The following is a 24,755-nucleotide window of genomic DNA, read 5'->3' as shown; positions in this document are numbered from 1 at the left end:
ATGCTATTCATAAATTTCTTAGTTTTGTTCTATAAGCTGAATAATTTAGCCCGTTTATTTCAACAATATTTGACGTTAGTCAGCCGTTTCGTTATAGTTAAAGAAAAGGCTTTTTGGTAGGAGTGAATACGATGAATGAGTGGCCCCATCAGTTAATGACGCTTTTAACCCCACTTTTTGAGCTATGTATTTTAGGACTGAATGTTTTTTCGATTATTGTTTTAGTTTGGGGTGTTTGTTTAGCAGGAAAAGATTTCATTAAAAGTGAACGACAAAATCAAAGCCGCTTTACCTTAACCAAAATGAATACGTTCATCAAAAACTTCCTTGGTAGCTACATTCTGTTAAGTTTAGAAATTTTAATTGCTGCTGATATTATTGAATCCATTGTCAAACCAACTTTTCAAGATATTTTGAAATTGGCAACCTTGGTGATCATCCGTACAGTTATTTCTTATTTCTTACATAAAGAAATTGAAGACACTATGACCGATATGGAACAACAAGAAAAAGAACCAGATACCCAAAAAAATTAGCGGGTACGCTGGTTCTTTTTTATTTAATCGCTTTAAAATAATGAAGTGGTTCGTTAGACAAACGCTGCATTTTACGTTTTTTATCTTCAATAATTGCTAAAATCTCGTCTGAAAAATTTTCCAAAATAACACGGCCGCCTTTATAGGTGTGACCACCCATTTCAGCAACTTCGCTGGCCGTCAAAATGACTTTACGATGCGCAATTTTTTTGAAAAATTCTTCAATTAAGTACGTCGGTAAGTAAAAATTATTTTGAGCAGAAAATGATTCCAAATAAATAAAATCATCGATGCTGATGAAACAATCATCCATCGATAAGTATTCAATTGATCTGTCTATATATAATTCACGCTTTTGTAAAATTTCTTTGACTTTTTTATTTAATAAATTCAATGATTCAATTTCTTTAACCAAATGTTCTAGTTCACGATAACGTACTTCTTTTCGCTCTTTGTAAGATGAATGTAAGGCGGCACTTGCTGTGACTATTAGCGCACCGACGATTACACCGACCATTCCGGCGATAAAAACAAACATATTTTTCCCCTCGCTCTTTTCTAATTTTCCATTTTAGTATAACATAATCCAAAAGTTTCGGATAAAAAATGACACAAAATTTTTCAAGCGACTTCGTTGACCTTTATTGACCAAAGAGGTATACTTTTCATAGGCATTCAAAGTGCTTTGTGATAGAATGACTTTAAAAGTTTCTTTATATAGGAGGATTTACTTATGAATTTAATTCCAACAGTTATTGAACAATCATCTCGCGGTGAACGTGCTTATGACATTTACTCTCGTTTATTAAAAGACCGCATCATTATGCTAAGCGGCCCTATCGATGATAACGTGGCAAACTCAGTGATTGCACAGTTATTATTCTTAGATGCCCAAGATTCAGAAAAAGACATTTACTTGTACATTAACTCTCCTGGTGGTAGCGTTTCTGCAGGTTTAGCGATTTTCGATACCATGAATTTCGTTAAAGCGGATGTCCAAACTATCGTATTAGGAATGGCAGCTTCAATGGGTAGCTTCTTATTAACAGCTGGTCAAAAAGGCAAACGTTTCGCTTTACCAAATGCGGAAATCATGATTCACCAACCACTTGGTGGCGCTCAAGGGCAAGCAACAGAAATTGAAATTGCTGCTCGTCACATTTTAGACACTCGTCAACGTTTAAATTCAATTTTAGCTGAACGAACTGGCCAACCAATTGAAGTGATTGAACGTGATACCGATCGTGATAACTATATGACTGCCGAACAAGCAAAAGAATATGGTTTAATCGATGAAGTAATGGAAAATAGTAGCGCCTTAAATTAAAAATAAAAAAATGGAAACAGCGACAGTCGCTGTTTCCATTTTTTTTATTTTTCAATGTATCCACGTAATTCTTCTTCAGTGACACTTTCGTCAAAGATATGCTCACCAATGATGATCGTTGGTACAAATTGAATGTGCGCCGCATTGGCTTCAGCAATCACTGCGGAAACAAGCGTTGCATCTTTTTGTTCTTTTAAGCCCAGATTTTTTTCAGCATACGTCGCTACTTCTTCTAAGGTTAAGTTTCCCCATTCATCTTGCGTAGCAAACATTTTATGCAATGCTGACAGTGCTTGTTCAGGCGCTGAATAGTCAATGTAGTGATGCATCACATTGCCGCGTTGTAAACTTTCTTTTTCTTTATCAAACAACTTAATGATACGTTCAACTTTACCACTTTTGACAGATTGTGCTAACAGTTCCTCAGACTCTTCAAACCATTTTCTGCAATAAGGACAGCGAACATTGATAAATTCTATCATTTTGACAGGGGCATTGCTCTCACCAATGTGAAGCCCTGTTTCTGTGTTAACTTTTGTTGCATCAATTACTGAAATATCCATAAAAAAACCTCATCCTTTCAAACCTTTATTTCTCTTTTAGTATACCGTTTTTCAATAAAAAAATCATAAGACACGAATTCAAATTTTCTGAATTCGTGCCTCTGTTCACTTTTTTAACGATTAATCGAACGAGCCATTCTAGCAACAGTATGTCTTTTCCCACGTATCGCATCAGAAAGCTCTTTAATATTTTCAATACCAACTAAGCCCATATTGGCATCGCCAATATGTTGAATATCTACGCCTAAAATTTTATTTCTAATGCCGATTGCTTGGATAACTTCAGGTTGAGCACTTTCTTGTGAAGTTCCAATGGCACTCATAACTAATTTTCCTTTTGAATGTGCAAAATCCACAACTTCTTTGACTTGTTGATCATCGATGCCCCAAACCGTGCCGACTGCTGGGACTAAGACAATATCAGCGCCCGCTTCAATAAATTGGTCAGCTGATTTTAAACTGACCACTGGTTCATCTACGCCTGAACTGTGCAATTTTCCGGCAATAATGATGCCATCAAAATGTTTTTTGGCTAAGGCCACGTTCTTAGCAATCAAGTCGTTGGTCACGCCAGTTCCTGGATTACCTGTCAATAAGATAAAATCCAAACCCAGTTCATTGGCTTTTTTGAAAGTAGCTGCTGATGCTTTTCTACCTGGTTCGATCGAAACTCTCGTTGAAGCTAAGTTTAAATTTTCATCAACAGGTTCGACATTCATGCCAATCGGTAAACCGACTAGTTCTTTCAAACGATGAACAACCTCATCATTAGGGACACATGTTTCCGCAGTATATTGCCCTTCATAAGCGGCTACTACAATCGGTTTATTAACATCGAAAACATTCAATAAAATCATGTCTGCGCCATATGCTTTTGACATTTCCGCACAAGTGATATCACCTGCTACGGATGGATGAACTACCACATTTTCCGATAAAATTACGCGCCCTTCGCTCGCTTTAATACTCTGAAACAGCTCTTCTTTTGACATCCGTTTGATTTCTGATGCATTTGCACTAATTAATCGTTGAACCATTTTGACCCCTCCAATAGTTTTTAATGTTTTAGTTAAAAACAGCAATAAGTAATCGCTTGCATTTTATTACATGCAACATTCGTGCCAACGTCGTTTCTTTAAACCACAGGTAAACACTACATTTCAGTACTACACACTTTTTGCACACTTTATTTTTTTTACACGCTTAAAGAAAAAGTGAAGGATAGCACTTCAAACGGAAATGTTATTCTTCACTTCTGGAGCAGAACAATTACGCACTTTTTTCTCGTAATTTTTCTGCAAATTCATTAATTTTGCGAATACGATGATTAATACCTGACTTAGAAATAGCTCCTGAAGGAATCATTTCCCCTAGTTCTTTGAGACTAACTTCCGGATACTCTAACCGTAATTCTGCGATTTCCTGAAGTTTCTCCGGTAATGACGTCAGCCCTACTGTACTTTCAATAAATTGAATATTTTCAATTTGTTTTGAAGCCGCATCAATGGTTTTATTTAAATTCGCTGTTTCGCAATTCACTAAACGATTTACTGAATTCCGCATATCACGGACAATCCGGACATCTTCAAATTTCAACATAGAGTTCGTGGCACCAATTAATGTTAAAAAGTCGGCAATTTTTTCAGCACCTTTTAAATAACAAATATACCCATTTCGGCGTCCCAATGTTCGAGCGTTTAAGTCATAGTAATTCAACATCTTACAAATATCATTATTGTGTTCTTCATAAATTGAAAAAATTTCTAAATGATAGCGACTTGTTTCCGGATTATTAACTGAGCCAGAAGCCATAAAGGCCCCGCGTAAATAGGAACGCATTTTTTGCGCGTTACCCATGATTTCATTTGACACATTGCCATTAAAAACGACCCCATCCATAATATCCAAATCAGCTAGAATTTTTTGTGTATCTTGTTTTAGACGCACAATGTAAACATTATTTTTCTTTAGTTTCATTTTTTTACGAACTAATAATTCTGCTTGTGCATGGTAATGATCTTTCAGCAATGAATACATTCGACGAGCAATTGCAGCATTTTCCGTTTGTACATTCAAGACAAACTGTTGATTAACTAAGCTAAGTGAGCCGTTCATCCGAATTAATGCTGCTAATTCTGCTTTCGCGTGTTCTCGATGGACTTCTAAACCAGTTAACTCTTTTTTGACATCCGAGGCAAAAGACATCTAAGCTCCTCCTCTCTTGATTCTTTTGATTAATTAATATTTCGTTCCAAATACGATACGGAAAAGTTCTTCAACAACTTTTTCCCCATCATGAAAAACTCCGCCATCTCTTAATTCTAAAAAGTCTGTCGAAATGACTCGGCATCCTTCTTCACGTAATCCTTGAAAATCATGCTTTACTTGAACCAAATATTCATCATAAATTTCAGGATCCATGTAATTTTCTGGTACTTTTTCTGTATTAACCAGCACTGTATCAACAAACTGCGCTTGTAGATGTTCGTTTAAGACACGAACATGATCTGCATCCGTAAAATGTTCCGTTTCCCCTTTTTGGGTCATGATGTTACAAATATAGACTACTTCCGCAGCTGTTTGTTTGATGGCTTCACCAATTTCTGTAATAACTAAATTAGGTAAAATACTTGTAAAAAGACTCCCTGGTCCTAACACGACCATGTCTGCTTCTTCAATTGCTTTGACGACTTTGCGCGCAGCTCTTGGCTGTTCTTCTCCGTGTGTATTTGTTACAAACACATGGTCAATTGTCTTGCGATCCAGTGCAATTTTTGATTCTCCCACCGCCACTGAGCCATCTTTAAATACGGCATGTAACGTTAATGGCCGTTCTGATGATGGATAAATCCGTCCATCAACATGCATCATTTTTGAAAGCAATTGAATCGCTTCATACGTGCTTCCTCTCATTTCTGAGACAGCAGCAATGATTAAATTACCGATTGCATGATTGGCAAAATGACTATCTGATTTATCAAAACGATATTGAAAAATATCTTCATATAATTGTGGCATATCTGACAATGCAACTAAAACATTTCTTAAATCTCCCGGAGGTGTCATGTTATTAATAGAGGAACGAAGCTCGCCACTACTACCGCCATCATCAGCGACCGTTACGACGGCAGTAATATCAACACTTTGATTTCTTAAACTTTTTAAAATTACTGGCAAGCCTGTTCCACCACCAACAACCACAATCTTCGGTTTACGAATTCGATAGGTTTTCATTAAGAGCGATTAACCGTTTCTTTTCTTTTTAAGCGGTCGCGGTGGGTAATATTTACATGGTAATCTTCCTCTTTTAATTCAGCGCCAACACGTTCTGTCAATGCAACAGAGCGATGTTGTCCGCCAGTACAGCCAATTGCAATGGTGACGCTACTTTTACCTTCTTTTTTATATCCAGGTAAGACTGTTCGCAGTAAATCGATAAATTTGGTATAAAATTCATCTGTTTCTGGGAAGCCCATCACATAATCATAAACAGGTTGATCCATTCCAGTTAACGGCCGTAGTTCATCAATATAATGGGGATTAGGTAAAAAGCGAACATCCATGACGATATCTGCATCAATCGGCAAGCCATATTTAAAGCCGAAGGACACCATTTCCACTCGAAATTCGTGTGTCTCTCTCGTTGCTAGTTCTTTATTCAAACGTTCCCGCAATTGACGAGGGGACAAGTCCGTAGTGTCAATGACCAACTGAGCATCCGCCTTGATTTCTTCCAGCATTGCACGTTCTTTACGAATACCTTCTGTCACTAAACCATCCATCGCCATTGGATGCGCACGCCGTGTCTCTTTATAACGAGAAACCAACTCTTCATCGGTGGCATCTAAAAATAAAATCGTTGTATCAATAAAATTAGTATTTTCAAGTTCGACTAACATATCCTGAATTTCTCTAAAGAAGGTCCGTGAACGTAAATCGATCACTAACGCAATCTTGGTAACTTTTCCAGATTCTTTAATTAATTCCCAAAATTTTGGGATTAAGCTTGGTGGTAAATTGTCGATACAGAAATAGCCCATGTCTTCAAAGCTTTGAACAGCGACTGTTTTTCCAGCGCCACTCATTCCTGTAATAATAACCAGTTGTAAATTTTCTGGCATATTCAACACTCCCTTCACTTGCATCACTATATTATAACACCCCGGGCGTATCAAAGAAAGCTTTTCAATCATTCTTATAAAGATTTCTATTCTTTCATAGAAAAACAGCATTGACATTTTTGTCAACGCTGTTTTAATTGCTGAATTATATTGTATAACTGTGTGTTATTTTAATACAAACTCAATTTCTGTTTTATCAGTAAAATTAGCTTCAAACTCAAATTGTTTTACTTGTTCATTCACGGCTAACTTTTTCGTAATGTGTTCTTTAATTTGTTCATTTGTAGCTGTTTTGATTGACAATCCATCTAAAAGAGTCATGATTTTGTCTTGTGCTGCCTTACCTTCTAATTCTAAATCAGCAGATTCATCTTCATACGTTGCTTCAATTGTTCCGTTCGATTTTATTTCATAGGTGAACTCAATTTCATTTTCGTCGTATTCAATTTCTACGTCAATCTCTTGAAGACTGGCAACAGTCGGTGTCGGTGTGGTTAGTTCATTGTCTGCTGTTTCATGGTCCCCACCAACTTCAGGAGTTACAGTTTCCCACTTAAAGGTACCAATTTTAGCTGTTGCTAGATAGGGATTATTAATGGTAATGACTTTCAATTGAAGGTCTGAATGGTTGGCGATATCTGTTAAAATCCCCAGAGCCTGATATGTATTTTGTGTAAAACGTGTCGCAATATTTTGCGCATCAATTGTGGAATAGCCTAATGTTTCCCAGGTGATTTGTTGCTTTAATTCCTGATGAACGGCTTGTACTGTCGCCGGCTCCAATTGAATGCCCGTTGCTTCTTTTAAGTCTTTCTTGGTAAAGCTCATTACTTTTTCATGGTCTGATTGTGAAATTAAAGTTGCTGCTTCCATTGTGTTACTATGTACAAAAGGTGTGATTCCGATAGCTAAGACCATTCCTGCTGTTAATAAACTTGTTGTTATTTTTTTGTTTTTCATTTAAGACTTCCCTTCGTGTTCATTGTTATTTTGTTAACAAACATAGTATATCTTTTAATTACACATTAAGTCAACATTTAATTTTAATTAAAAAATATTTGTTATTTTATAATAAAAGAACCTTGTTTCCCATAAAAACAAGGTTCTTTATCTAATCATTAATGTTTATTTCAGAACACGTTTTAAATAATATCCTGTGTAACTGTCTTTGACTTTAGCAACTTCTTCTGGTGTTCCTGTCGCCACGATCGTCCCACCACCGTCGCCACCTTCTGGCCCTAGATCAATCACATGATCCGCAGATTTGATGACATCCAAGTTATGTTCAATCACTAAAACGGTATTGCCCGCTTCCACTAAACGCTCTAATACTAGAAGCAACCGCGCAATATCATCGGTATGCAAGCCTGTTGTTGGTTCATCCAGAATATAAAAGTTTTTTCCATTAGAATTTTTATGAAGTTCACTCGCTAGCTTCATCCGCTGTGCTTCTCCACCAGATAAAGTAGTTGCTGGCTGCCCCAATGTCACATAGCCTAAGCCTACATCCACAATTGTTTGCAATTTACGATGAATTTTAGGGATATGTTTGAAAAATTCTACGGCATCTTCCACCGTCATATCTAAAATATCAGAAATGTTTTTGCCTTTATAATGAACTTCTAACGTCTCAGAATTATAACGTTTGCCATGACAAACTTCGCAAGGCACATAGACGTCAGGTAAAAAGTGCATTTCAATTTTGATGATACCATCCCCGCGACAAGCTTCACAACGGCCACCTTTGACGTTAAAACTAAAGCGACCTTTTTTATAGCCACGAACCTTGGCTTCATTTGTTTGGGCAAACAAATCGCGAATGTCATCAAAAACACTAGTATAAGTCGCTGGATTACTTCTTGGTGTTCGACCAATTGGACTTTGGTCAATGTCAACAATCTTTTCAATGGCTTCATAACCAGTGATGCTTTTGTGTTTCCCAGGTTTATTGGAATTACGATTTAATTTTTGGGCCAGCGCTTTTTTTAAAATTTGATTGACTAAAGTACTTTTCCCTGAACCTGAAACGCCTGTGACAGCAACAAATTCACCCAGCGGAAATTCAACACTGACATTTTTTAAATTATTTTCACTGGCACCAGTGACTTTGATCGCTTTGCCATTGCCTTTGCGACGTTCTTTTGGCACAGGAATCACTTTTTTCCCAGAAAGATATTGTCCAGTCAATGAATGCGGATTTTTAGCAACCTCTTCCGGCGTACCAGCGGCTACAATTTCACCGCCCAGATGTCCAGCGCCAGGTCCCACATCAATCAAGTAATCCGAAGCCATCATTGTATCTTCATCATGTTCCACCACAATTAATGTATTGCCTAAGTCCCGCATTTTTTTCAATGAGTCAATCAAGCGGTCGTTATCTCGTTGATGCAAACCAATTGATGGTTCATCTAAAATGTAAAGAACGCCTGATAAGTTTGATCCAATTTGTGTTGCTAAGCGAATTCTTTGTGCTTCTCCGCCAGAAAGTGTACCAGCAGCTCGACTTAAGGTTAAGTAATCTAACCCAACATTTTTTAAGAAGGTTAACCGATCTTCGACTTCTTTTAAAATTGGCCGAGCAATCGTTGTTTCTTGTTCAGATAAAGACACACCTTCAAAAAATTGGACCGCATTTTTTATTGCTAATTCACTGACTTCACCAATGTGCGTGCCATTGATTTTTACAGCTAAAGCTTGCGGATTCAAACGATACCCTTGACAGCTTCGACAAGTCAATTCTGTCATGTATAACCGCATTTGATCTCGTGTAAAATCGCTATTCGTTTCATGATAACGTCGTTTAATATTTTTTAAAATCCCTTCAAATGGCACTTCCACATCACGAACACCACCAAAGTCATTTTCATAATGAAAATGAAAGTTTTTCTCGCCAGAACCATTTAAAATAATTTCTTGTTGGTCTGCAGGTAATTCTTCAAACGGCGTATCCATATCAATCCCAAAACTGGTGGCTGCTTGCTCCAACATTTGTGGATAATATTGGGAACTAATAGGGTTCCACGGAACAATGGCCCCTTCTCTCAAGGTTTTAGTGGGATCTGGAATCACTAAGTCTTTGTCCACTTCTAATTTAACACCTAAACCATCACAATCGGGACAAGCGCCAAATGGTGCATTAAATGAAAACAAGCGCGGTTCCAATTCACCGACTGTGAACCCACAATAAGGACAAGCATAATGTTCACTAAACAACATTTCTTCTTGACCAATCACATCAACAATTGCGTAACCTTCAGCTAAACGCAAAGCCGCTTCAAACGAATCAAACAAGCGAGAGCGAATGCCTTCTTTCACAACGATACGGTCAATCACAATCGCAATATCATGTTTTTTATTTTTTTCAAGTTCTGGTGCCTCACTAACATCATAGGTTTCACCATCCACCCGCATTCTGACATACCCTTCACGTTGGATCATTTCAAACACTTTTTTATGTTGGCCTTTTTTCTTGACCACAACAGGGGCCAAAATTTGAATTTTTGTTCGCTCTGGTAGCTCTAAGACTTTATCAACCATCTGTTCAACAGACTGACTGGTAATTTCAATATGATCGTTAGGACAAATTGGATGACCTACCCGAGCAAATAACAATCGTAAATAATCATTGATTTCTGTGACCGTCCCCACCGTTGAGCGTGGGTTTTTACTTGTCGTCTTTTGATCAATTGAAATAGCTGGACTTAAACCATCGATGCTGTCAACATCTGGTTTATCCATCTGTCCCAAAAATTGTCGCGCATAAGCAGAGAGACTCTCTACATAACGTCGTTGCCCTTCTGCGTAAAGCGTATCAAACGCTAATGAACTTTTGCCAGAACCAGATAGTCCAGTTACAACAACCATTTTGTCACGAGGAATCGTGACATCAATATTTTTTAAGTTATGGGCGCGTGCACCATGAATCACAATTTTATCATTTGCCATATATGTTCTCCTTTTACTAAATCTCTTACGTCAAATCATTTCAAGTCATTCTATAGAGAAAAGATTAGTAAAAGATACGATGGTTCATCGTATCTTTTACTTAATCCGTTGGTTGACTTATTTGGCAGCTTTCAATTCAAGAATGGTATCTCGTAATGTGGCTGCAGTTTCGAAGTCTAACGCTTTGGCCGCATCTTTCATTTCTCTTTCAAGTTTCATTAATAAATCAGCTTTTTCTTGTCTTGATAAATCTTCATATGATTTATCCAATTGAACCACTGTTTCATCTTTATCAGCTGTTTTGGAAATAGAAATCAAATCACGAATTTCTTTAATAATTGTTTTTGGTTCAATGCCATGTTCTTCATTATATGCTTCTTGGATTGCCCGACGTCGTGCCGTTTCATCCATAGCTCGTTGCATCGAATCGGTGATTTTATCTGCATACATAATGACTTTTCCTTCGGCGTTCCGGGCAGCCCGTCCCATCGTTTGCACTAACGAGCGTTCACTACGTAAGAAGCCTTCTTTATCCGCATCTAGAATCGCAATTAAGGAAACTTCTGGCACATCGATTCCTTCACGTAATAAGTTAATACCAATTAGAATATCAAATTCGCCTAATCGTAAATCGCGAATAATCTCCGTTCTTTCCAGTGTTTTTATATCACTATGCAAATATTTAACTTTTAAGCCTAATTCTTTGAAATAGTCGGTTAAATCTTCGGCCATTTTCTTCGTTAAGGTTGTGACAAACACCCGCTGATCTTTTTCGATCCGTTCATTAATTTCGCCCACCAAGTCATCAATTTGACCCATAATTGGGCGGATTTCTACTTCTGGATCTAGTAAACCTGTTGGTCGAATGATTTGTTGAACAACAGTCTCTGTTTGTTCCATTTCATAAGGGCCTGGTGTTGCCGATACATAAACAATTTGGTTTACATGTTGTTCAAATTCTTCTAAACGAAGCGGTCGGTTATCAAGTGCACTTGGTAAACGGAAACCATAGTCCACTAACATTTGTTTCCGTGCTCGGTCGCCATTATACATTCCTCTAATTTGCGGCATTGTTACATGAGACTCATCAATTACAAGTAAGAAGTCATCTGGGAAAAAGTCCAACAGCGTATACGGCGGCTCTCCCTCTTGGCGACCGTCCATATGTCGAGAGTAATTCTCAATCCCTGACGTATAGCCCATCTCTCTCATCATCTCAATATCATAGTTAGTTCGCTGTTCCAAACGTTGGGCTTCCAATAATTTGTTTTCACTGCGAAGCACTTTCAAACGTGCCTCTAATTCTTCTTGGATCTGCGATATGGCGTGTTCCATATGTTCTTCGTTCGTCACGAAGTGTGTTGCCGGAAAAATAGCGACATGCTCTGTTTCGCCGACAATTTCACCAGTTAACGCATCTACTTCACGAATTCGATCAATTTCGTCTCCGAAAAATTCAACACGTAGCGCATGCTCATCCCGTGAAGCTGGGAATATCTCAACCACATCACCGCGGACACGAAAACGCCCCCGTTGAAAATCAATATCATTTCGTTCGAATTGAATATCGACTAAGCTTTTTAGTAACTCATTACGATCCATTTCCATTCCCACACGTAATGAAACAACTTGTTGACTGTATTCCCGCGGATCCCCTAAACCAAAAATACAAGAAACTGATGCTACCACGATGACATCGTTTCGTTCCAATAAAGAACTTGTCGCTGAATGGCGTAGTTTATCAATTTCATCATTAATACTGGAATCTTTTTCAATATATGTATCACTTGAGGGTACATATGCTTCTGGTTGATAATAATCATAGTAACTGACAAAATACTCGACCGCATTATCTGGGAAAAATTCTTTAAATTCCCCGTATAATTGTCCAGCTAGTGTTTTATTATGTGCAATCACTAATGTTGGTTTGTTCACTTCTTGAATCACATTAGAGATTGTAAATGTTTTACCTGTTCCGGTCGCTCCAAGTAAAATTTGAGCTTTTTCTCCACCTTTGACACCGTCAACTAGTTCAGCAATAGCGGCTGGCTGATCTCCGGCAGGCTCATATTTAGAAGCCAAATGAAAGGTATTGGAAGTTTCTCTTTCGATCATTTATAACTCCCCCTCAAAGTGTCTAATTTCTCTTAAATTATCGGCCCATTCTGGCAGAATGTCCACTTATTAGTTTAACATACCGAACATATTTTCGCCACTTTTGCTGTTTCGGACTTCAACTGATCTTAATCTTTTGTTCTTAATTTCTATGTCACATTTTATAACATGCAATGTAAGGAAATTAGAGTTTTTTTCTCTTTTTAGCGTTCAAATACTTGTCAGCTTCCTATTTCTTACTATATAATTGTTCAATATGCAAAACTAGGAGGTATTTTATGAAAAGGAAACACTTTTTACTTTCTTTCTTTGTGATGATGGTAACTCTGCTAACATTCATTAGTGGCACTTCAGCACATGCAGAAGGAAAGAAATATACAATTGGAACGGATTTAACATTCGCCCCTTTTGAATTCCAAGACTCAAAAGGAAAATACATTGGTATTGACGTTGATTTATTAGATGCGATTGCCAAAGATCAAGGTTTTGAAGTGGATTTAAAACCATTAGGCTTCGATAGTGCAGTCCAAGCGATTCAATCTAAACAAATTGATGGCATGATTGCTGGAATGAGTATTACGGATGAGCGAAAAAAATCCTTTGATTTTTCAGATCCATACTTCGATAGCGGTTTACAATTAGCGGTTAAAAAAGGAAACGACAAAATTAAATCATATGATGATTTAAAAGGCAAAACGGTTGCGGCTAAAGTTGGAACTGAAAGTGCCAATTTCCTTGAAAAAAATAAAGAGAAATATGACTACACCATCAAAAATTTTGACGATGCAACGGGTCTTTATAAAGCCTTAGAAAACGGTGAAGCGGATGCAATCGTTGATGATTATCCTGTATTGGGCTACGCAGTGAAAAATGGCCAAAAATTACAATTAGTTGGCGATAAAGAAACAGGCAGTTCTTATGGTTTCGCAGTGAAAAAAGGGCAAAACCCTGAATTAATCAAAAAGTTCAACGCTGGTTTGAAAAATCTTAAAGACAATGGTACTTATGATAAAATTTTAAACAACTACTTAGCGACAGGTGATGAAACAAACACACAAGACGCTGGCGAACAGATGAAAAAAATCACTCCTAAAAAAGAGAAATATGTGATTGCTAGTGATTCTACGTTTGCTCCGTTTGAGTTTCAAAATGCCCAAGGTGATTATGTCGGAATTGATGTAGATTTAGTCAAACGTGCAGCTGAATTGCAAGGTTTTACTGTTGAATTTAAATTTATTGGTTTTAGTTCTGCTGTCCAAGCTGTTGAATCTGGTCAAGCAGATGGGATGGTTGCAGGCATGACGATTACGGATGATCGTAAAAAAGCCTTCGACTTCTCTGTTCCTTACTTTGATAGCGGTATTCAAATTGCGGTCAAAAAAGGCAATGACAAAATTAAATCGTATGATGATTTAAAAGGCAAAAAAGTCGGCGTAAAAATTGGTACTGAAAGTGCTGATTTCTTAGAAAAAAATAAAAAGAAATATGATTACTCAATTAAGTATTTAGACACAACTGATGCATTATACAGTGCGTTAGAAATTGGCGAAGTTGATGCCATGATGGATGATTATCCTGTCATTGGCTATGGGGTTGCACAAAATCAACCACTAGCGACACCAATTCCTCGTGAAAAAGGTGGTTCTTACGGTTTTGCTGTCAAAAAAGGGCAAAATCCTGAACTACTTGAAATGTTTAACGAAGGCTTAAAAGAAATGAAACGTACAGGTGAATACGATAAAATTATCGGCACTTACGTGAAAGATGGCAACGAAGCCAAAGAAGAAACAGCTGACGAATCTACGTTTGTTGGCTTCATGCAAAACAACTGGAAACAATTGTTACACGGTTTATGGATGACGATTCTATTAACGTTGATTTCCTTCGTACTTGCTTTAATTGTCGGCGTTATTTTTGGGCTATTCAGCGTTTCACCAATCAAAGCATTACGTGTACTTTCAACCATTTATGTTGATTTAATTCGCGGAATTCCTTTAATGGTCTTAGCGTTCTTCATCTATTTCGGATTACCTGGTGTGCTTGGCTTTAATATCCCGGTCTTCATTGCTGGGATTATCACATTAACTTTAAATGCCAGTGCCTATATTTCTGAAATTGTGCGCGGCGGAATCAAAGCTGTTCCAGTTGGCCAAATGGAAGCTTCAAGAAGTTTAGGTCTTTCCTATAATCGGACAATGCAAAAAATTATTTTACCACAAGCGATTCGCATTATGATTCCTTCATTCATTAACCAATTTGTTATTTCATTGAAAGATACAACTATCCTTTCAGCAATTGGCTTAATCGAACTACTACAAACAGGAAAAATTATTGTTGCTCGGACATTACAAAGTACAATGGTTTACTTCGTTATTGCGTTAATCTACTTAATTTTAATTACTAGCTTAACTAAATTAGCGAAAAACCTTGAAAAGAAGGTGAACTAATATGACTGAAAAAATCTTAGTTGAACATTTAGTAAAAAAATATGGTGACAACACGGTCTTAAACGACATTAATGTTTCTATTAACGAAGGCGACGTAGTCTGCGTCATCGGTCCTTCTGGTTCTGGTAAAAGTACTTTTTTACGTTGCTTGAATCAATTAGAAGAAGCTTCTAGCGGAGACATTATTATTGATGGTGCGAACTTGACAGATAAAAATACGGACATCAACCAAGTCCGTCAACATATCGGCATGGTTTTCCAACATTTCAATTTGTTTCCACATTTATCTATTTTAGAAAACATTGTTTTAGCACCAACCGATTTAGGTCGCTTATCAAAAGACGAAGCGGAGAAAAAAGCGTTAGAACTTTTAGAACGTGTTGGGTTGGCAGATAAAAAAGATGCCTATCCAGATTCTTTATCTGGTGGTCAAAAACAACGTGTCGCAATTGCACGTGCGTTAGCGATGAATCCTGATATTATGCTTTTCGATGAGCCAACATCAGCTCTTGATCCAGAAATGGTTGGCGATGTTCTTGGTGTAATGAAAGATTTAGCAAAACAAGGAATGACAATGGTCATCGTTACTCACGAAATGGGCTTTGCAAAAGAAGTGGCTAATCGAGTAATGTTCATTGATGGCGGTAACTTCCTAGAAGATGGTTCGCCAGAGCAAGTCTTTGAAAATCCTCAAAACCCTCGAACAAAAGATTTCTTAGATAAAGTATTAAATATTTAAACAAAAGCACTTGGCGCGCGCTAGCGCCCAAGTGCTTTATTTTATGGTTAAATTGTTTCCGTGACAGAGACAGATTGAACGTGCCCTTTTTCTTTCAAGAGATGGTGCAAGTTGGAATGCCAGAAATCTTCTTTGCCTACATAAGAAATCTTTGCTGTCACTGCCTCTTGTTCGGATTCCAAAGTCAATTCTACTAAGCGCTCCCCTTTTTCTAAAGAAGCTTGAAGTTGTTCATGCAGTCGGCTTTCTTTAATCATAGGTTCCTTCATTTTTACGATAAGCTGCAATCGTTTTAAAGGAGTTTTTCGTTTAAAATGGGCCAGAGCTAATACTAGCAAAGTCGCCACGAGATTGATAAACGCAATGGTTAAAAAGCCCATCCCAATGACTAAACCAATAATAGTAACATTCCACATCATTACTGCTGTCGTTAACCCAGAGACTTTCCTTTCTCTAAAAACGATAATCCCCGCACCGAGAAAGCCTACACCACTAATCACTTGGGCGCCATATCGTGTAATATCCATAGAAATAATGGACGCCAAGGCGCTATTTTGTTTCACCACATCGACTAAAATATCCACCGATTGAATCTGTAAAATGGAAATCGTACAAGAGGCCAAACATAAAATGGCATTACTACTGATACCGAAGCCTTTTCTTTTAATACTTCTTTCTAACCCAATCAAAGCTCCAAAAACCACGGCTAGAGCCATCCGAATGACAACGTCGGTGAGAGAAAGTTCAATCATTTTTAAAGAATTCATCGCTTTCTCTCCTTTCTTGCAAGTGAATATTTGACTTATTTTGTATTAACTAATAAACGCAAGCCATTAAAAATGACCACTAAGGTACTTCCTTCATGAATAAGTACGCTAAATGCGATATTCGCAATACCTAAAAAGTTCAAGATAATTAACGTTGCTACCACTAACATTGAAAAAATAATATTTTGCTGCACAATTTTATTCAAGCGTTTTGAGACACGGTGAGCATAGCCTAATTTAGAAAGATCATTTTTCATCACTACCACGTCTGCAACATCGATAGCAATGTCTGTACCATCCCCCATCGCCACTCCAATATCAGCATTCACTAAAGCGGGCGCATCGTTAATGCCATCACCAACCATCCCTGTCATTCCTACTTCGCGTTTTAATTGATCAACAATCGCTGATTTTTCCTCAGGTAAAACATTAGCAAAAACTTGGTCCACGCCTACTAAGCGACCAACTGCTTCACCCGTAAGTTTTGCATCTCCTGTAATCATTGTTGTTTCAATATTTTGTGACTTGAAATAGTGAATGGCGTTCATTGCTTCTTCATTAGGAACATCCATCAATGCCACTAAACCAATCACTTGTTCATTTTCGGCAAAGTACACCACCGTTTTGCCTTCACTCGCTAATTTCGTTGTTTGTTTCTCAATGATTGTTGGCACTTGTTCGAAACTAGATGGTTTACCAATTCTAAAAGTTGTGTCTGCAATGGTCGTTACTAAACCCACCCCGACAATATTTTCTACTTCTAAATTTAAAGCCGTTGTTTCTGCTTCAAAGCGATTAACAATCGCCGTCGCCAATGGATGATTGGATTTTTTCTCCATATTTGTTAAAACAGCTACTAATTCTTCTTGGCGATCTTCTAAGCCATCAACAAAAAGATAATCTGTGACCTCAGGTTTGCCTTTTGTTAGCGTTCCTGTTTTATCAAAAGCGAGTGCTTTCACTTCAGCTAAATTTGATAAGAATGAGCCACCTTTAAACAACACGCCTTGTTTCGCTAAATTGGAAATTCCTGATAAAGTTGCCGGAACGGCACTCGCTGCTAATGCACAAGGGGAGGCAGCAATTAAGAAGACCAAGCCTCTGTAAAAACTTTCAGCCCAAGTCAATTGGAAAAGTAATGCGCCACCTAAAACAATTAGTGGAAAAACTGCTAAAACTAGTGTGACATATTTCGGTTCAAATCGTTTAATTTTGCTTGCAATTTCTGATTGATTTTCTTGTGATTGGTTCACGAGCTGTACGATTTTTGCAAAAACTGTTTCTGAACTATCTTTCGTTACTTCAACAACAATTGTGCCTGAACCGTTCATAGTACTACCAAAAACTGGGTCCCCACTATTTTTTTCTTTGGGAATACTTTCCCCATTAATAGATGATTCATCCACAGCGGTACTTCCTTCAATCACGACGCCATCTGTCGGGATTTGCGCACCATTGAGGACTTGCACGCGGTCACCAATCTTCAATTGTTCAACTGACACAGTTTGAATTGAGCCGTCATCTGTTATCAGGCGAGCTTCTGTTGGATTTAAATTTAATAGTTTTGTAATTTCACGTTGGCTTTTGCCTTGAGCATAATCTTCAAGGAAATGCGCCGCCGCAAAAATCAAAATCAACAATGCTGATTCTTCAAAACTTCCCATTAATGCTGAACCAACTGCAGCTAAGGTCATTAACAAATGAATATTAGGCGAAAACTTTCGATTGTTTTTCGTATCCCGATACGTATCTCCAAAGCCTTCCCCAATAATATGATAACCAGCTAAAATAGCAGCTAACGAGAAAAGAATATTTTTCACTAAGAGCATGTTCCCTAAAAATAAACCGATAAAGAAAAGAGCCAATCCTGTAAAAAAGAGAATAACTGGAACGTTTTTACCTTTTTCTTCATGTGTGTGTGCACCTGTTTGTTTTGACATTGTTATGCGCCTCCTTATTAATGTTTTCCTATTCATATGAATGTATATTCATATTATAAAACACTTGGGTGGTTTTGTAAAGACTTAAACACAAAGACAAGCGATGATTCTATTCGATAGGATCACCGCTTGTCTTTGTCGATTCTTTTTGTTGTTGATATTTTTCTTCTTGAATAGTCAATAATGATTGCGTTAAATTGACCCAATCAATCGAACGAGGTGGATCCAGCCAAACCATAACTTTACTCTGTTCTTCTTGATACAAGTTATTTAAATTGGTAATCACCACATCTGGTAAGGTATCTGATAACGGGTCAATAATTTCTACATTTAAATTCACATAGACGGATAAATTTTTTTTGATGAATTGGTTATACTCTTTTCCATAAGAAAAATCAATTAGGACCTTGGCTGGCTCTGCAATTAAATGAACCGGAACATGATTAATTAGCAACAATAGATAGTTAAAAAACAAACAGTGATTGGCTTTCGCAATTTTTTTATGTTTTGCTGTTAACCAACGAATATATTCAATTAAATAAAAATAAAATTCCGGATATGTTTGCTTAAAAAACTGTAAATCCATTTCAAAATCGTCAAACATATTAATCGGAAAGTAAATAACATTGAAATGAATAATTGCTAACCCTTCTTCTAGAGTATTCCTTGTTGACTCCTCTAAACAATTAAATGCTTTTTCAAAACTTCCAATGAAAACACGAGTTAGGCTTTCAATCGTAGGATCTTCGTGAATGACATATTTTTTCTCTAGTTTGCCATGCAAATACAAGAAAAAAACAATCGTATACGTTAATGATTTTGAAGCCAATGCCCATGCCACTTGCGATTTTTTTATTAGTTCCTCTGAAAATGTATTCAGTGCACGCGTATCGATCCCTTCCACCGCACGTCCTTCGTTGTTAATCATAATAGCTAAATAATGGAAAAAATTGCGTCGCTCATAGGTGGTGAAAGTATAGTTTAACTCAACAGACTGTAATACACGTTTCGCTTCATTATAGACTTTTACCGAATATAATTCGGAAATTGGTTGATTGGAAAGCGTGAACAATTTATACAAAAAAAATGAAATTGCTTTTTGATTGCCGACAATTTCCCGCTTACTAAAATAGATCTGATACTCCTTTAAGGCTTTTTTTAGCCGCTGTAAGGTACTATACGCCACAGAGGTGCTGACATGATTACATTCAGCAAACTTTATCAAACTATAATTTCCTCTAAAGTAAGACAACACTAATTTAAAAGAGAGCGATTCTGTTAAGTATTTCGTGAGCAAAAGTTTACTTGAATAGTTTCCATCAATTTCAAGTGTAACATCTACATCAGAAACGACTAAAGTTAAGCTGTCGCTTAACTTTAGATTGTCAATATCTGCTTTTAATTTTTCTAATGTTTTTTTGACTAAAAAATTCGACATTGATAATTCTTCGCGAAGTGCAATAAAAGTACCTGATAGCGTGGGACTTTCTTCTAAATGCCTTAGCAAGGAATAACTTCGTTGATCTTCTTTATTTAAAAAAATTTCATAATTCATCATTTATCAGTTCTTTCTCCCATAAATAGCCGTTCCTACTAATTCCCGTATGAAATTCAAGTAAAAAGTGTTTTGCCCCTCCGTTCCAGCACCGCCTGTGCTATTTGGTACAATGGTGATATGGCTAGCATCAAATAATTCATCCGTGAAAAATACTTGATGCTGACTTTTCTTGGAAGAAGGCCTTTCTTCATTTGTTTTTGGATTATTGGTTGTCACTTCTTTTTTACTAACGTCTTCGCTACTTTCTTCCGCTTGCGTTTCGCTAGTAATAGTACTTTCATTTGTTTCTTCCATTTTTTCTGGTGTGCCAGTATTCTCAATCGGATAAATTTCTTCTGTTGGATTGGTCGGATTATAAATTGGATTCCGTTCTTCTGCTGCTTGCACATTGGTTACTTGAAAAAACGAGAGTAACAATGTACTCCATAATAGTAAATGTTTGTATTTATCCATTTTTCTCACATATATTGCCAAATACTTTAGCTACATAACAAAACAAAAAATATAACTAGTAAAGTGGTATCAGACGATATTTAACAATACTCCTTCTTATTATTTCTTTTTTTGAGTTAGGTTTGTTGAATAAACTGCATGTTTGATAAGTAAAAACAAACAAAAACGTTGCCGATAATCAAATCAAAAATTAACTACTCTTTATATTTCTCTTTCGTTTTTTTCCTGTTTCTTTTTTCGCCAAATCAACCAAGCAATGATTAAAATCACTATCAATAATAGTAGTAAGCCAATCATCAAATATAAATTCGAATGATTTTCTTTTAAGGTGACATCTTTTTCATTTAATTCTTTGGCAACTTCACCATTAATTGTAAAGTCTTTTTCAAATTGCCATTGATTTCTAAAAGATATCGATTCATTGTTTATTGATTTTTTAAATGAGCCTGCAGCATCTTTATTCCCAACAACGGTCATAGACAAATGGTAATCTCCTGGCTTAAGTGGTTGCCCTTTTAGCGCAATAGGAACAGAAAAATTGGTATTTGGCGCAATTTGCATGTTTGCTTTTTCCTCTTTATATAAAACTTCTTCATGCCCCTTTTTGGTAATCTCTACCGAAAATGCAACTTGGTTAATATATGTTTTTTGATCATTTTGTAGATTGACTAAAATCACATTTCTAGCATTAATCTGTCCTGGTGAGACTTTTTTCAAAAGTAAATTCGGCTCAACCTTTTTTTTATTTTGTTGCATCAATAATGCAACGACATACGAATATTCATTTTTAATGGATAACCCTTGACTCTTATCGTCTTGGCGTTTGCCTTCATCCGACGTTTCTTCTTTAAAAGTGATACCACTAGCTAACACTCCATCAAAGGGTGTATTAGGCATTTTGACGTTAATAGAAACCGTTTGTTCACTTTTCGGTTTTAAACGAACTGAGCTAGGGTATTGAACGTAGTCTTTTATATCAAACGCTAAACTTTGATCTTTTTTCCCCTTATTTTCACCATACTCCACGATTACATTTGAATTGGTAATGGCACTATTGATGGAAATACCTACCTTTACTTCTTTATCTGTATCATTGCGCAAGTTCACTTTCAACTCAGTTTCTTCATTTGGTGCTAGTAATAAATCAAAGTAAGTTTTTTCTTTATCTACTTGTTTTTCTGATGGAATAGGCGTAACCGCAAAATTAAATTCACTGGCATAACCATTGCTAGGTACTAACGCTAAAAGAATTAGTAGTATCGGAAAAAAAAGAAATCGTTGTTTTTTTCTGTTCAAATTATTTACTCCTTTTCTATATGTAGTGAATAGCAGGTAACCATGTTTCCTGCTATTCTTCTTTTTAAAACTCGTTTAATTTCCTGGAGCGTCTGTCAACGTCCATGTTAATTTTGTGGCGTATTTTTCAGCGTATTTGGTTGTAGAACCTGGAACAGTTAACTCAATACTTTTAGCAGCTGTAGTTGCATCTGTTCCCCAATCAAATAAATAAGTTCCTGCACCGTTTCCTTTCGCTGCACTCATTACATCTGATTGACTACCATCTGAATTTAGCGTGATTGTGGCTGGGCCTGTTGGTTTGCCTGAATCTGAAGCAGTCACTACATTTCCGTTTTTAAACGTGATAGCTGCCCCAGTCAATTCTTTACCAGAAGTTGATTTAAATTGTCCTTCTTGTTTCACTTTTAATGACCAGCCAGCTTCGGTTCCACGGTTATCTGTTACTTGGACATAGTTAGGCCCTTCTTTGACTTCATCGGTTGCGCCTACTGTCTTGTATTTTTGGGTAGCAGCAAAATAAGTCTGATCCTTCGACGTGATTTTTTGAACACCGAAGTCTAGACTTGACGCATAATCAATTGACAACGGACCGTTTGTTCCTGGATTAGGACCTTCAGGATCTGTTGGGTCAATAGGATCAACTGGATTAGTTGGATCCGTTGGGTCAACCGGATTAGTTGGATCTTCACTTGGTGTAAATTCTACGATACCATTAGATGTATAACTACCGCCATCTTCTGCAAAGGCTTGAGAAGTCATGCCTAAGCTCCCTAAAATAAATGTGGATAAACATACTGTTGTTACTTTTTTCATTTTCTTTTCTCCATTCTTTTCTTTAATTTCCTGGTACGTCTTCTAACGCCCAAGATAAACGAGCTTTAAATGTTCCAACTCTTTGATAAGCTACAGGAACATTGATTTGAATTCCTTGTTGTTTTGATTCATCAAGTAATGCTGTTAAATCTGTTTCACCTTTCTGATTACTTTCTAAAAGCGTAATTGCCTCATTTGTAATCTGAGAGCTTCCAGCAGTTGAAACGAAAGAAAAAACATCTGGCATTACAATTGAATCATTCGTTAACGGTTGCGTTTGCTTTAGTTGCAAGCGCCAATTATTTGCGTTACGTTCATCCACAACTTTGAGTCCTTCGGTGGGATGCCCAAGTTTAATTAGTGGTTGATTACGTATCTTTTCCGTACCAAAAGTAATCTGTTTTGGTGCCTCTTTAAAATATAGTTCCCCTAAACGATAGTAAAAATAAATATCTTTTGTTTCCTCTGTCATTGTTCCTTCCGCATTGCCTGAGTCTTTTGTAAAAACATAGCCAGAAATATCTAGGGGTTTTTCTTGATAGGGTGCACCAATTTTCCCTGTTACACTTTTAGGTGGAGCAATATCTTTACCTTCCGCGTCTTTATAAAAAACGGTTACTGTTTTTTCTGTTGGTTTAGGAATAGTAATCGTTACATTATTTGACTTTTGCAGTAAGGTTCCTTCTTCATAATAGTCAAAGTTCATAGTTAAAACTTTTTCGGGCGTATTATCTTGAAGGGTTGTTTTTAATTCAATAATCATGTCCTTCTTTAAAACTAGGTAGTCATTTAAAGTAATTGTTAAGTGATTCCCTGTTTGTGTCAGATCTTTGGCTGCTACCTTTTTACCATCAATCGTTAATGAATTTTCTTCATATGCTAATTCATCAGGTAAGTCAATGCTTACTTGCGGTTGACGATCTTCGATAAAGTCATTGTCAATATTCAACGTATTCCGTAGTCTCACCTGATCATTTTTCACTGCTTCAACAGCTGAGCTAAACTCCTGACCATTCACGCTAAGGGCTGCTTGTGACGTAACGTTGGTAGGAATTTGTGTCATTGCTAAAGCATTCTCTTGGTATTTGCCACCTGTAGAGGATGTAAAGCCCCAATAAACCGTTGTTGCGCCAAATTGTGCATTTAAATCTGAAACTACATACGTATTCGTGCCCACACCTTCTAAATCATATGTTAATGCTTTGGTTGCGGCATTCCAATGAACAGTCAACATGCGCCAGGTTCCATTAGATAGATAGGTTGGCGCAACGGTGACGCCTGAATGCTCCCCTGTATAGCTGTTGTTATTAGCTTTCGGAGTGACAAAAGCTAAATGCCCATTTCCCTTATCTTGTGAAATTTCTCGGTCCATTCGGTTGGAACTACCAGTATTTTTATAGGTATCAAACTCAATCGATAAGGCATTTCTAACATAAGGTTGACCCGCTTTCGTGGAGTATGCACCGATTCCCATCCCAGGTGAACCAATGACTTCTTGAGGCGTTGTGGACATTCTAGGATCATTCGTTAAGGTAAAGGTCATACCATCACCAGCATTTGCATACTCGTTTCCTAAATACAAATAACTTTTAAAGGTAAAATCCGACAATAAACTGATTGGTTTTTTTGACCAAATAGCTCCTTTTTGTGATTTAACAGCTGGGTTTAGTTGTAATAACTTCCCACCTTCTAAAATACTTGTTGCATTTCCAATTGGCTCTTGAAACACCTTGTCGATTGGAATGATATTAGGATCATCAGGCAATGAAGTAGCGTATGGCGCAGCCAACATGCGCGGCTGTGGTTCAACTATCGCCGATTCCGTTGCACTGTTATCGTCATCCTTTTGTTGTTCGCTAGGTTCTAAAGTAGCCGTTGATTGGTCTGTTTCTGCTGCATGATTATCGGTTGTTGTTGTCGTTTCTAGGGAAGGTTCTTGCTCTAATGTTTCCGAGTGAGAAGGAGCGCTAGTTGCCTGATCATTGGCCGATTCCTCCACTATTTCCCGATTGACTTTGTTGATATTTGTCGAAGGATTACTAATCGCTTCGCTAGTAATAGGCGCAAGGATTAGTAAGAATAAACTACTTGCCAAAAAGACTAGGCTTTGTTTGTTTCGCATCTCTCTTCAC

General features: G+C 37.1%; 20 protein-coding genes. 4 read left to right on the top strand and 16 right to left on the bottom strand.

From position 1 onward, the window contains the following. Positions 1-131: 131 nt before the first annotated feature. Positions 132-536: a DUF1622 domain-containing protein gene (locus IGI80_RS08050; protein ID WP_002386155.1), complete on the top strand. Its 405-nt coding sequence runs from the start codon at positions 132-134 to the stop codon at positions 534-536. A gap of 19 nt (positions 537-555) precedes the next feature. Here IGI80_RS08050 and IGI80_RS08045 read toward each other — a convergent pair whose 3' ends face one another. Next, positions 556-1,074: a hypothetical protein gene (locus tag IGI80_RS08045; protein ID WP_002355635.1), complete on the bottom strand. Its 519-nt coding sequence runs from the start codon at positions 1,072-1,074 to the stop codon at positions 556-558. A 195-nt stretch (positions 1,075-1,269) separates the two neighbouring features. On the opposite strand from IGI80_RS08045, the gene clpP reads away from it, so the two are divergent. Further along, a complete protein-coding gene (gene clpP / locus IGI80_RS08040) occupies positions 1,270-1,863 on the top strand; it encodes an ATP-dependent Clp endopeptidase proteolytic subunit ClpP (RefSeq protein ID WP_002355633.1) in 594 nt (197 codons plus the stop codon). Between the two features lie 44 nt (positions 1,864-1,907). On the opposite strand, the gene IGI80_RS08035 is transcribed toward clpP, so the two are convergent. From IGI80_RS08035 to uvrB, 8 genes are all read right to left on the bottom strand, one after another. Next, positions 1,908-2,426, bottom strand: coding sequence for a DsbA family protein (locus IGI80_RS08035; RefSeq protein ID WP_002361283.1), 519 nt, complete (start codon positions 2,424-2,426; stop codon positions 1,908-1,910). A 113-nt stretch (positions 2,427-2,539) separates the two neighbouring features. Continuing rightward, on the bottom strand, positions 2,540-3,463 hold the full coding sequence (locus tag IGI80_RS08030) for a DUF7916 family protein (RefSeq protein ID WP_438723203.1): 924 nt from the start codon (positions 3,461-3,463) through the stop codon (positions 2,540-2,542). 232 nt (positions 3,464-3,695) lie between these two features. Further along, a complete protein-coding gene (gene whiA, locus IGI80_RS08025) occupies positions 3,696-4,631 on the bottom strand; it encodes a DNA-binding protein WhiA (protein WP_002358736.1) in 936 nt (311 codons plus the stop codon). A gap of 33 nt (positions 4,632-4,664) precedes the next feature. After that, positions 4,665-5,660: a gluconeogenesis factor YvcK family protein gene (locus tag IGI80_RS08020; RefSeq protein ID WP_002355627.1), complete on the bottom strand. Its 996-nt coding sequence runs from the start codon at positions 5,658-5,660 to the stop codon at positions 4,665-4,667. After that, positions 5,660-6,547, bottom strand: a complete 888-nt coding sequence (gene rapZ, locus IGI80_RS08015; RefSeq protein WP_002355625.1) for an RNase adapter RapZ — start codon at positions 6,545-6,547, stop codon at positions 5,660-5,662. The genes IGI80_RS08020 and rapZ overlap by 1 nt, the downstream gene beginning before the upstream one ends. Positions 6,548-6,712: 165 nt before the next feature. Then, positions 6,713-7,507 carry a YusW family protein gene (locus IGI80_RS08010; protein WP_002366200.1) on the bottom strand — a complete coding sequence of 265 codons (795 nt, stop codon included), beginning with the start codon at positions 7,505-7,507 and terminating at the stop codon, positions 6,713-6,715. A 165-nt stretch (positions 7,508-7,672) separates the two neighbouring features. Further along, on the bottom strand, positions 7,673-10,492 hold the full coding sequence (gene uvrA / locus IGI80_RS08005) for an excinuclease ABC subunit UvrA (protein ID WP_002361280.1): 2,820 nt from the start codon (positions 10,490-10,492) through the stop codon (positions 7,673-7,675). 117 nt (positions 10,493-10,609) lie between these two features. Next, positions 10,610-12,607 carry an excinuclease ABC subunit UvrB gene (gene uvrB / locus IGI80_RS08000; protein WP_002368045.1) on the bottom strand — a complete coding sequence of 666 codons (1,998 nt, stop codon included), beginning with the start codon at positions 12,605-12,607 and terminating at the stop codon, positions 10,610-10,612. A 278-nt stretch (positions 12,608-12,885) separates the two neighbouring features. On the opposite strand from uvrB, the gene IGI80_RS07995 reads away from it, so the two are divergent. Together IGI80_RS07995 and IGI80_RS07990 are read left to right on the top strand one after the other, a co-directional pair. After that, positions 12,886-15,054 carry an amino acid ABC transporter substrate-binding protein/permease gene (locus tag IGI80_RS07995; protein WP_002355617.1) on the top strand — a complete coding sequence of 723 codons (2,169 nt, stop codon included), beginning with the start codon at positions 12,886-12,888 and terminating at the stop codon, positions 15,052-15,054. Position 15,055: 1 nt separating this feature from the next. Next, entirely contained in the window at positions 15,056-15,793 is a 738-nt protein-coding gene (locus tag IGI80_RS07990; protein WP_002355616.1) for an amino acid ABC transporter ATP-binding protein, read from the top strand. 47 nt (positions 15,794-15,840) lie between these two features. Here IGI80_RS07990 and IGI80_RS07985 read toward each other — a convergent pair whose 3' ends face one another. The 7 genes from IGI80_RS07985 to IGI80_RS07955 form a co-directional block, all read right to left on the bottom strand. Continuing rightward, the gene (locus IGI80_RS07985) at positions 15,841-16,560 is read right to left on the bottom strand and encodes an MgtC/SapB family protein (protein ID WP_002361276.1); all 720 of its coding nucleotides are present in this window, start codon (positions 16,558-16,560) and stop codon (positions 15,841-15,843) included. A gap of 35 nt (positions 16,561-16,595) precedes the next feature. Beyond that, positions 16,596-18,500, bottom strand: a complete 1,905-nt coding sequence (locus tag IGI80_RS07980; protein WP_010774526.1) for a heavy metal translocating P-type ATPase — start codon at positions 18,498-18,500, stop codon at positions 16,596-16,598. A 109-nt stretch (positions 18,501-18,609) separates the two neighbouring features. Then, complete coding sequence (locus tag IGI80_RS07975; RefSeq protein ID WP_010774525.1) at positions 18,610-20,058, bottom strand: helix-turn-helix domain-containing protein; 1,449 nt, start codon at positions 20,056-20,058, stop codon at positions 18,610-18,612. A 3-nt stretch (positions 20,059-20,061) separates the two neighbouring features. Then, a complete protein-coding gene (locus tag IGI80_RS07970) occupies positions 20,062-20,511 on the bottom strand; it encodes a hypothetical protein (RefSeq protein ID WP_002381257.1) in 450 nt (149 codons plus the stop codon). A gap of 201 nt (positions 20,512-20,712) precedes the next feature. Continuing rightward, positions 20,713-21,807 (bottom strand): DUF916 and DUF3324 domain-containing protein, encoded by a 1,095-nt coding sequence (locus IGI80_RS07965; RefSeq protein ID WP_010774524.1) that lies wholly within the window; start codon positions 21,805-21,807, stop codon positions 20,713-20,715. A 75-nt stretch (positions 21,808-21,882) separates the two neighbouring features. Next, positions 21,883-22,623, bottom strand: coding sequence for a WxL domain-containing protein (locus tag IGI80_RS07960; RefSeq protein WP_002375974.1), 741 nt, complete (start codon positions 22,621-22,623; stop codon positions 21,883-21,885). A gap of 22 nt (positions 22,624-22,645) precedes the next feature. Next, on the bottom strand, positions 22,646-24,745 hold the full coding sequence (locus IGI80_RS07955; RefSeq protein WP_438723199.1) for a lectin-like domain-containing protein: 2,100 nt from the start codon (positions 24,743-24,745) through the stop codon (positions 22,646-22,648). Positions 24,746-24,755: the final 10 nt, after the last annotated feature.

It is taken from the genome of Enterococcus sp. DIV1420a (genome assembly GCF_051712165.1).
Taxonomy (GTDB): Bacteria; Bacillota; Bacilli; order Lactobacillales; family Enterococcaceae; genus Enterococcus; species Enterococcus faecalis.
The sequence above is the reverse complement of the archived record's forward strand: the minus strand, read 5'-3'. Positions and strand labels throughout refer to the sequence as shown.

What these genes read in the sequence shown, in the direction of transcription:
- IGI80_RS08045 (WP_002355635.1), bottom strand. Translation starts at nt 1,074, where the DNA reads ATGTTTGTTTTTATCGCCGGAATGGTCGGTGTAATCGTCGGTGCGCTA.
- IGI80_RS07960 (WP_002375974.1), bottom strand. Translation starts at nt 22,623, where the DNA reads ATGAAAAAAGTAACAACAGTATGTTTATCCACATTTATTTTAGGGAGC.
- uvrB (WP_002368045.1), bottom strand. Translation starts at nt 12,607, where the DNA reads ATGATCGAAAGAGAAACTTCCAATACCTTTCATTTGGCTTCTAAATAT.
- IGI80_RS08010 (WP_002366200.1), bottom strand. Translation starts at nt 7,507, where the DNA reads ATGAAAAACAAAAAAATAACAACAAGTTTATTAACAGCAGGAATGGTC.
- clpP (WP_002355633.1), top strand. Translation starts at nt 1,270, where the DNA reads ATGAATTTAATTCCAACAGTTATTGAACAATCATCTCGCGGTGAACGT.
- IGI80_RS08020 (WP_002355627.1), bottom strand. Translation starts at nt 5,660, where the DNA reads ATGAAAACCTATCGAATTCGTAAACCGAAGATTGTGGTTGTTGGTGGT.
- IGI80_RS07975 (WP_010774525.1), bottom strand. Translation starts at nt 20,058, where the DNA reads ATGATGAATTATGAAATTTTTTTAAATAAAGAAGATCAACGAAGTTAT.
- IGI80_RS08030 (WP_438723203.1), bottom strand. Translation starts at nt 3,463, where the DNA reads ATGGTTCAACGATTAATTAGTGCAAATGCATCAGAAATCAAACGGATG.
- IGI80_RS08035 (WP_002361283.1), bottom strand. Translation starts at nt 2,426, where the DNA reads ATGGATATTTCAGTAATTGATGCAACAAAAGTTAACACAGAAACAGGG.
- IGI80_RS07995 (WP_002355617.1), top strand. Translation starts at nt 12,886, where the DNA reads ATGAAAAGGAAACACTTTTTACTTTCTTTCTTTGTGATGATGGTAACT.
- IGI80_RS07980 (WP_010774526.1), bottom strand. Translation starts at nt 18,500, where the DNA reads ATGTCAAAACAAACAGGTGCACACACACATGAAGAAAAAGGTAAAAAC.
- IGI80_RS07990 (WP_002355616.1), top strand. Translation starts at nt 15,056, where the DNA reads ATGACTGAAAAAATCTTAGTTGAACATTTAGTAAAAAAATATGGTGAC.
- IGI80_RS07970 (WP_002381257.1), bottom strand. Translation starts at nt 20,511, where the DNA reads ATGGATAAATACAAACATTTACTATTATGGAGTACATTGTTACTCTCG.
- IGI80_RS07985 (WP_002361276.1), bottom strand. Translation starts at nt 16,560, where the DNA reads ATGAATTCTTTAAAAATGATTGAACTTTCTCTCACCGACGTTGTCATT.
- IGI80_RS08050 (WP_002386155.1), top strand. Translation starts at nt 132, where the DNA reads ATGAATGAGTGGCCCCATCAGTTAATGACGCTTTTAACCCCACTTTTT.
- IGI80_RS07955 (WP_438723199.1), bottom strand. Translation starts at nt 24,745, where the DNA reads ATGCGAAACAAACAAAGCCTAGTCTTTTTGGCAAGTAGTTTATTCTTA.
- whiA (WP_002358736.1), bottom strand. Translation starts at nt 4,631, where the DNA reads ATGTCTTTTGCCTCGGATGTCAAAAAAGAGTTAACTGGTTTAGAAGTC.
- rapZ (WP_002355625.1), bottom strand. Translation starts at nt 6,547, where the DNA reads ATGCCAGAAAATTTACAACTGGTTATTATTACAGGAATGAGTGGCGCT.
- uvrA (WP_002361280.1), bottom strand. Translation starts at nt 10,492, where the DNA reads ATGGCAAATGATAAAATTGTGATTCATGGTGCACGCGCCCATAACTTA.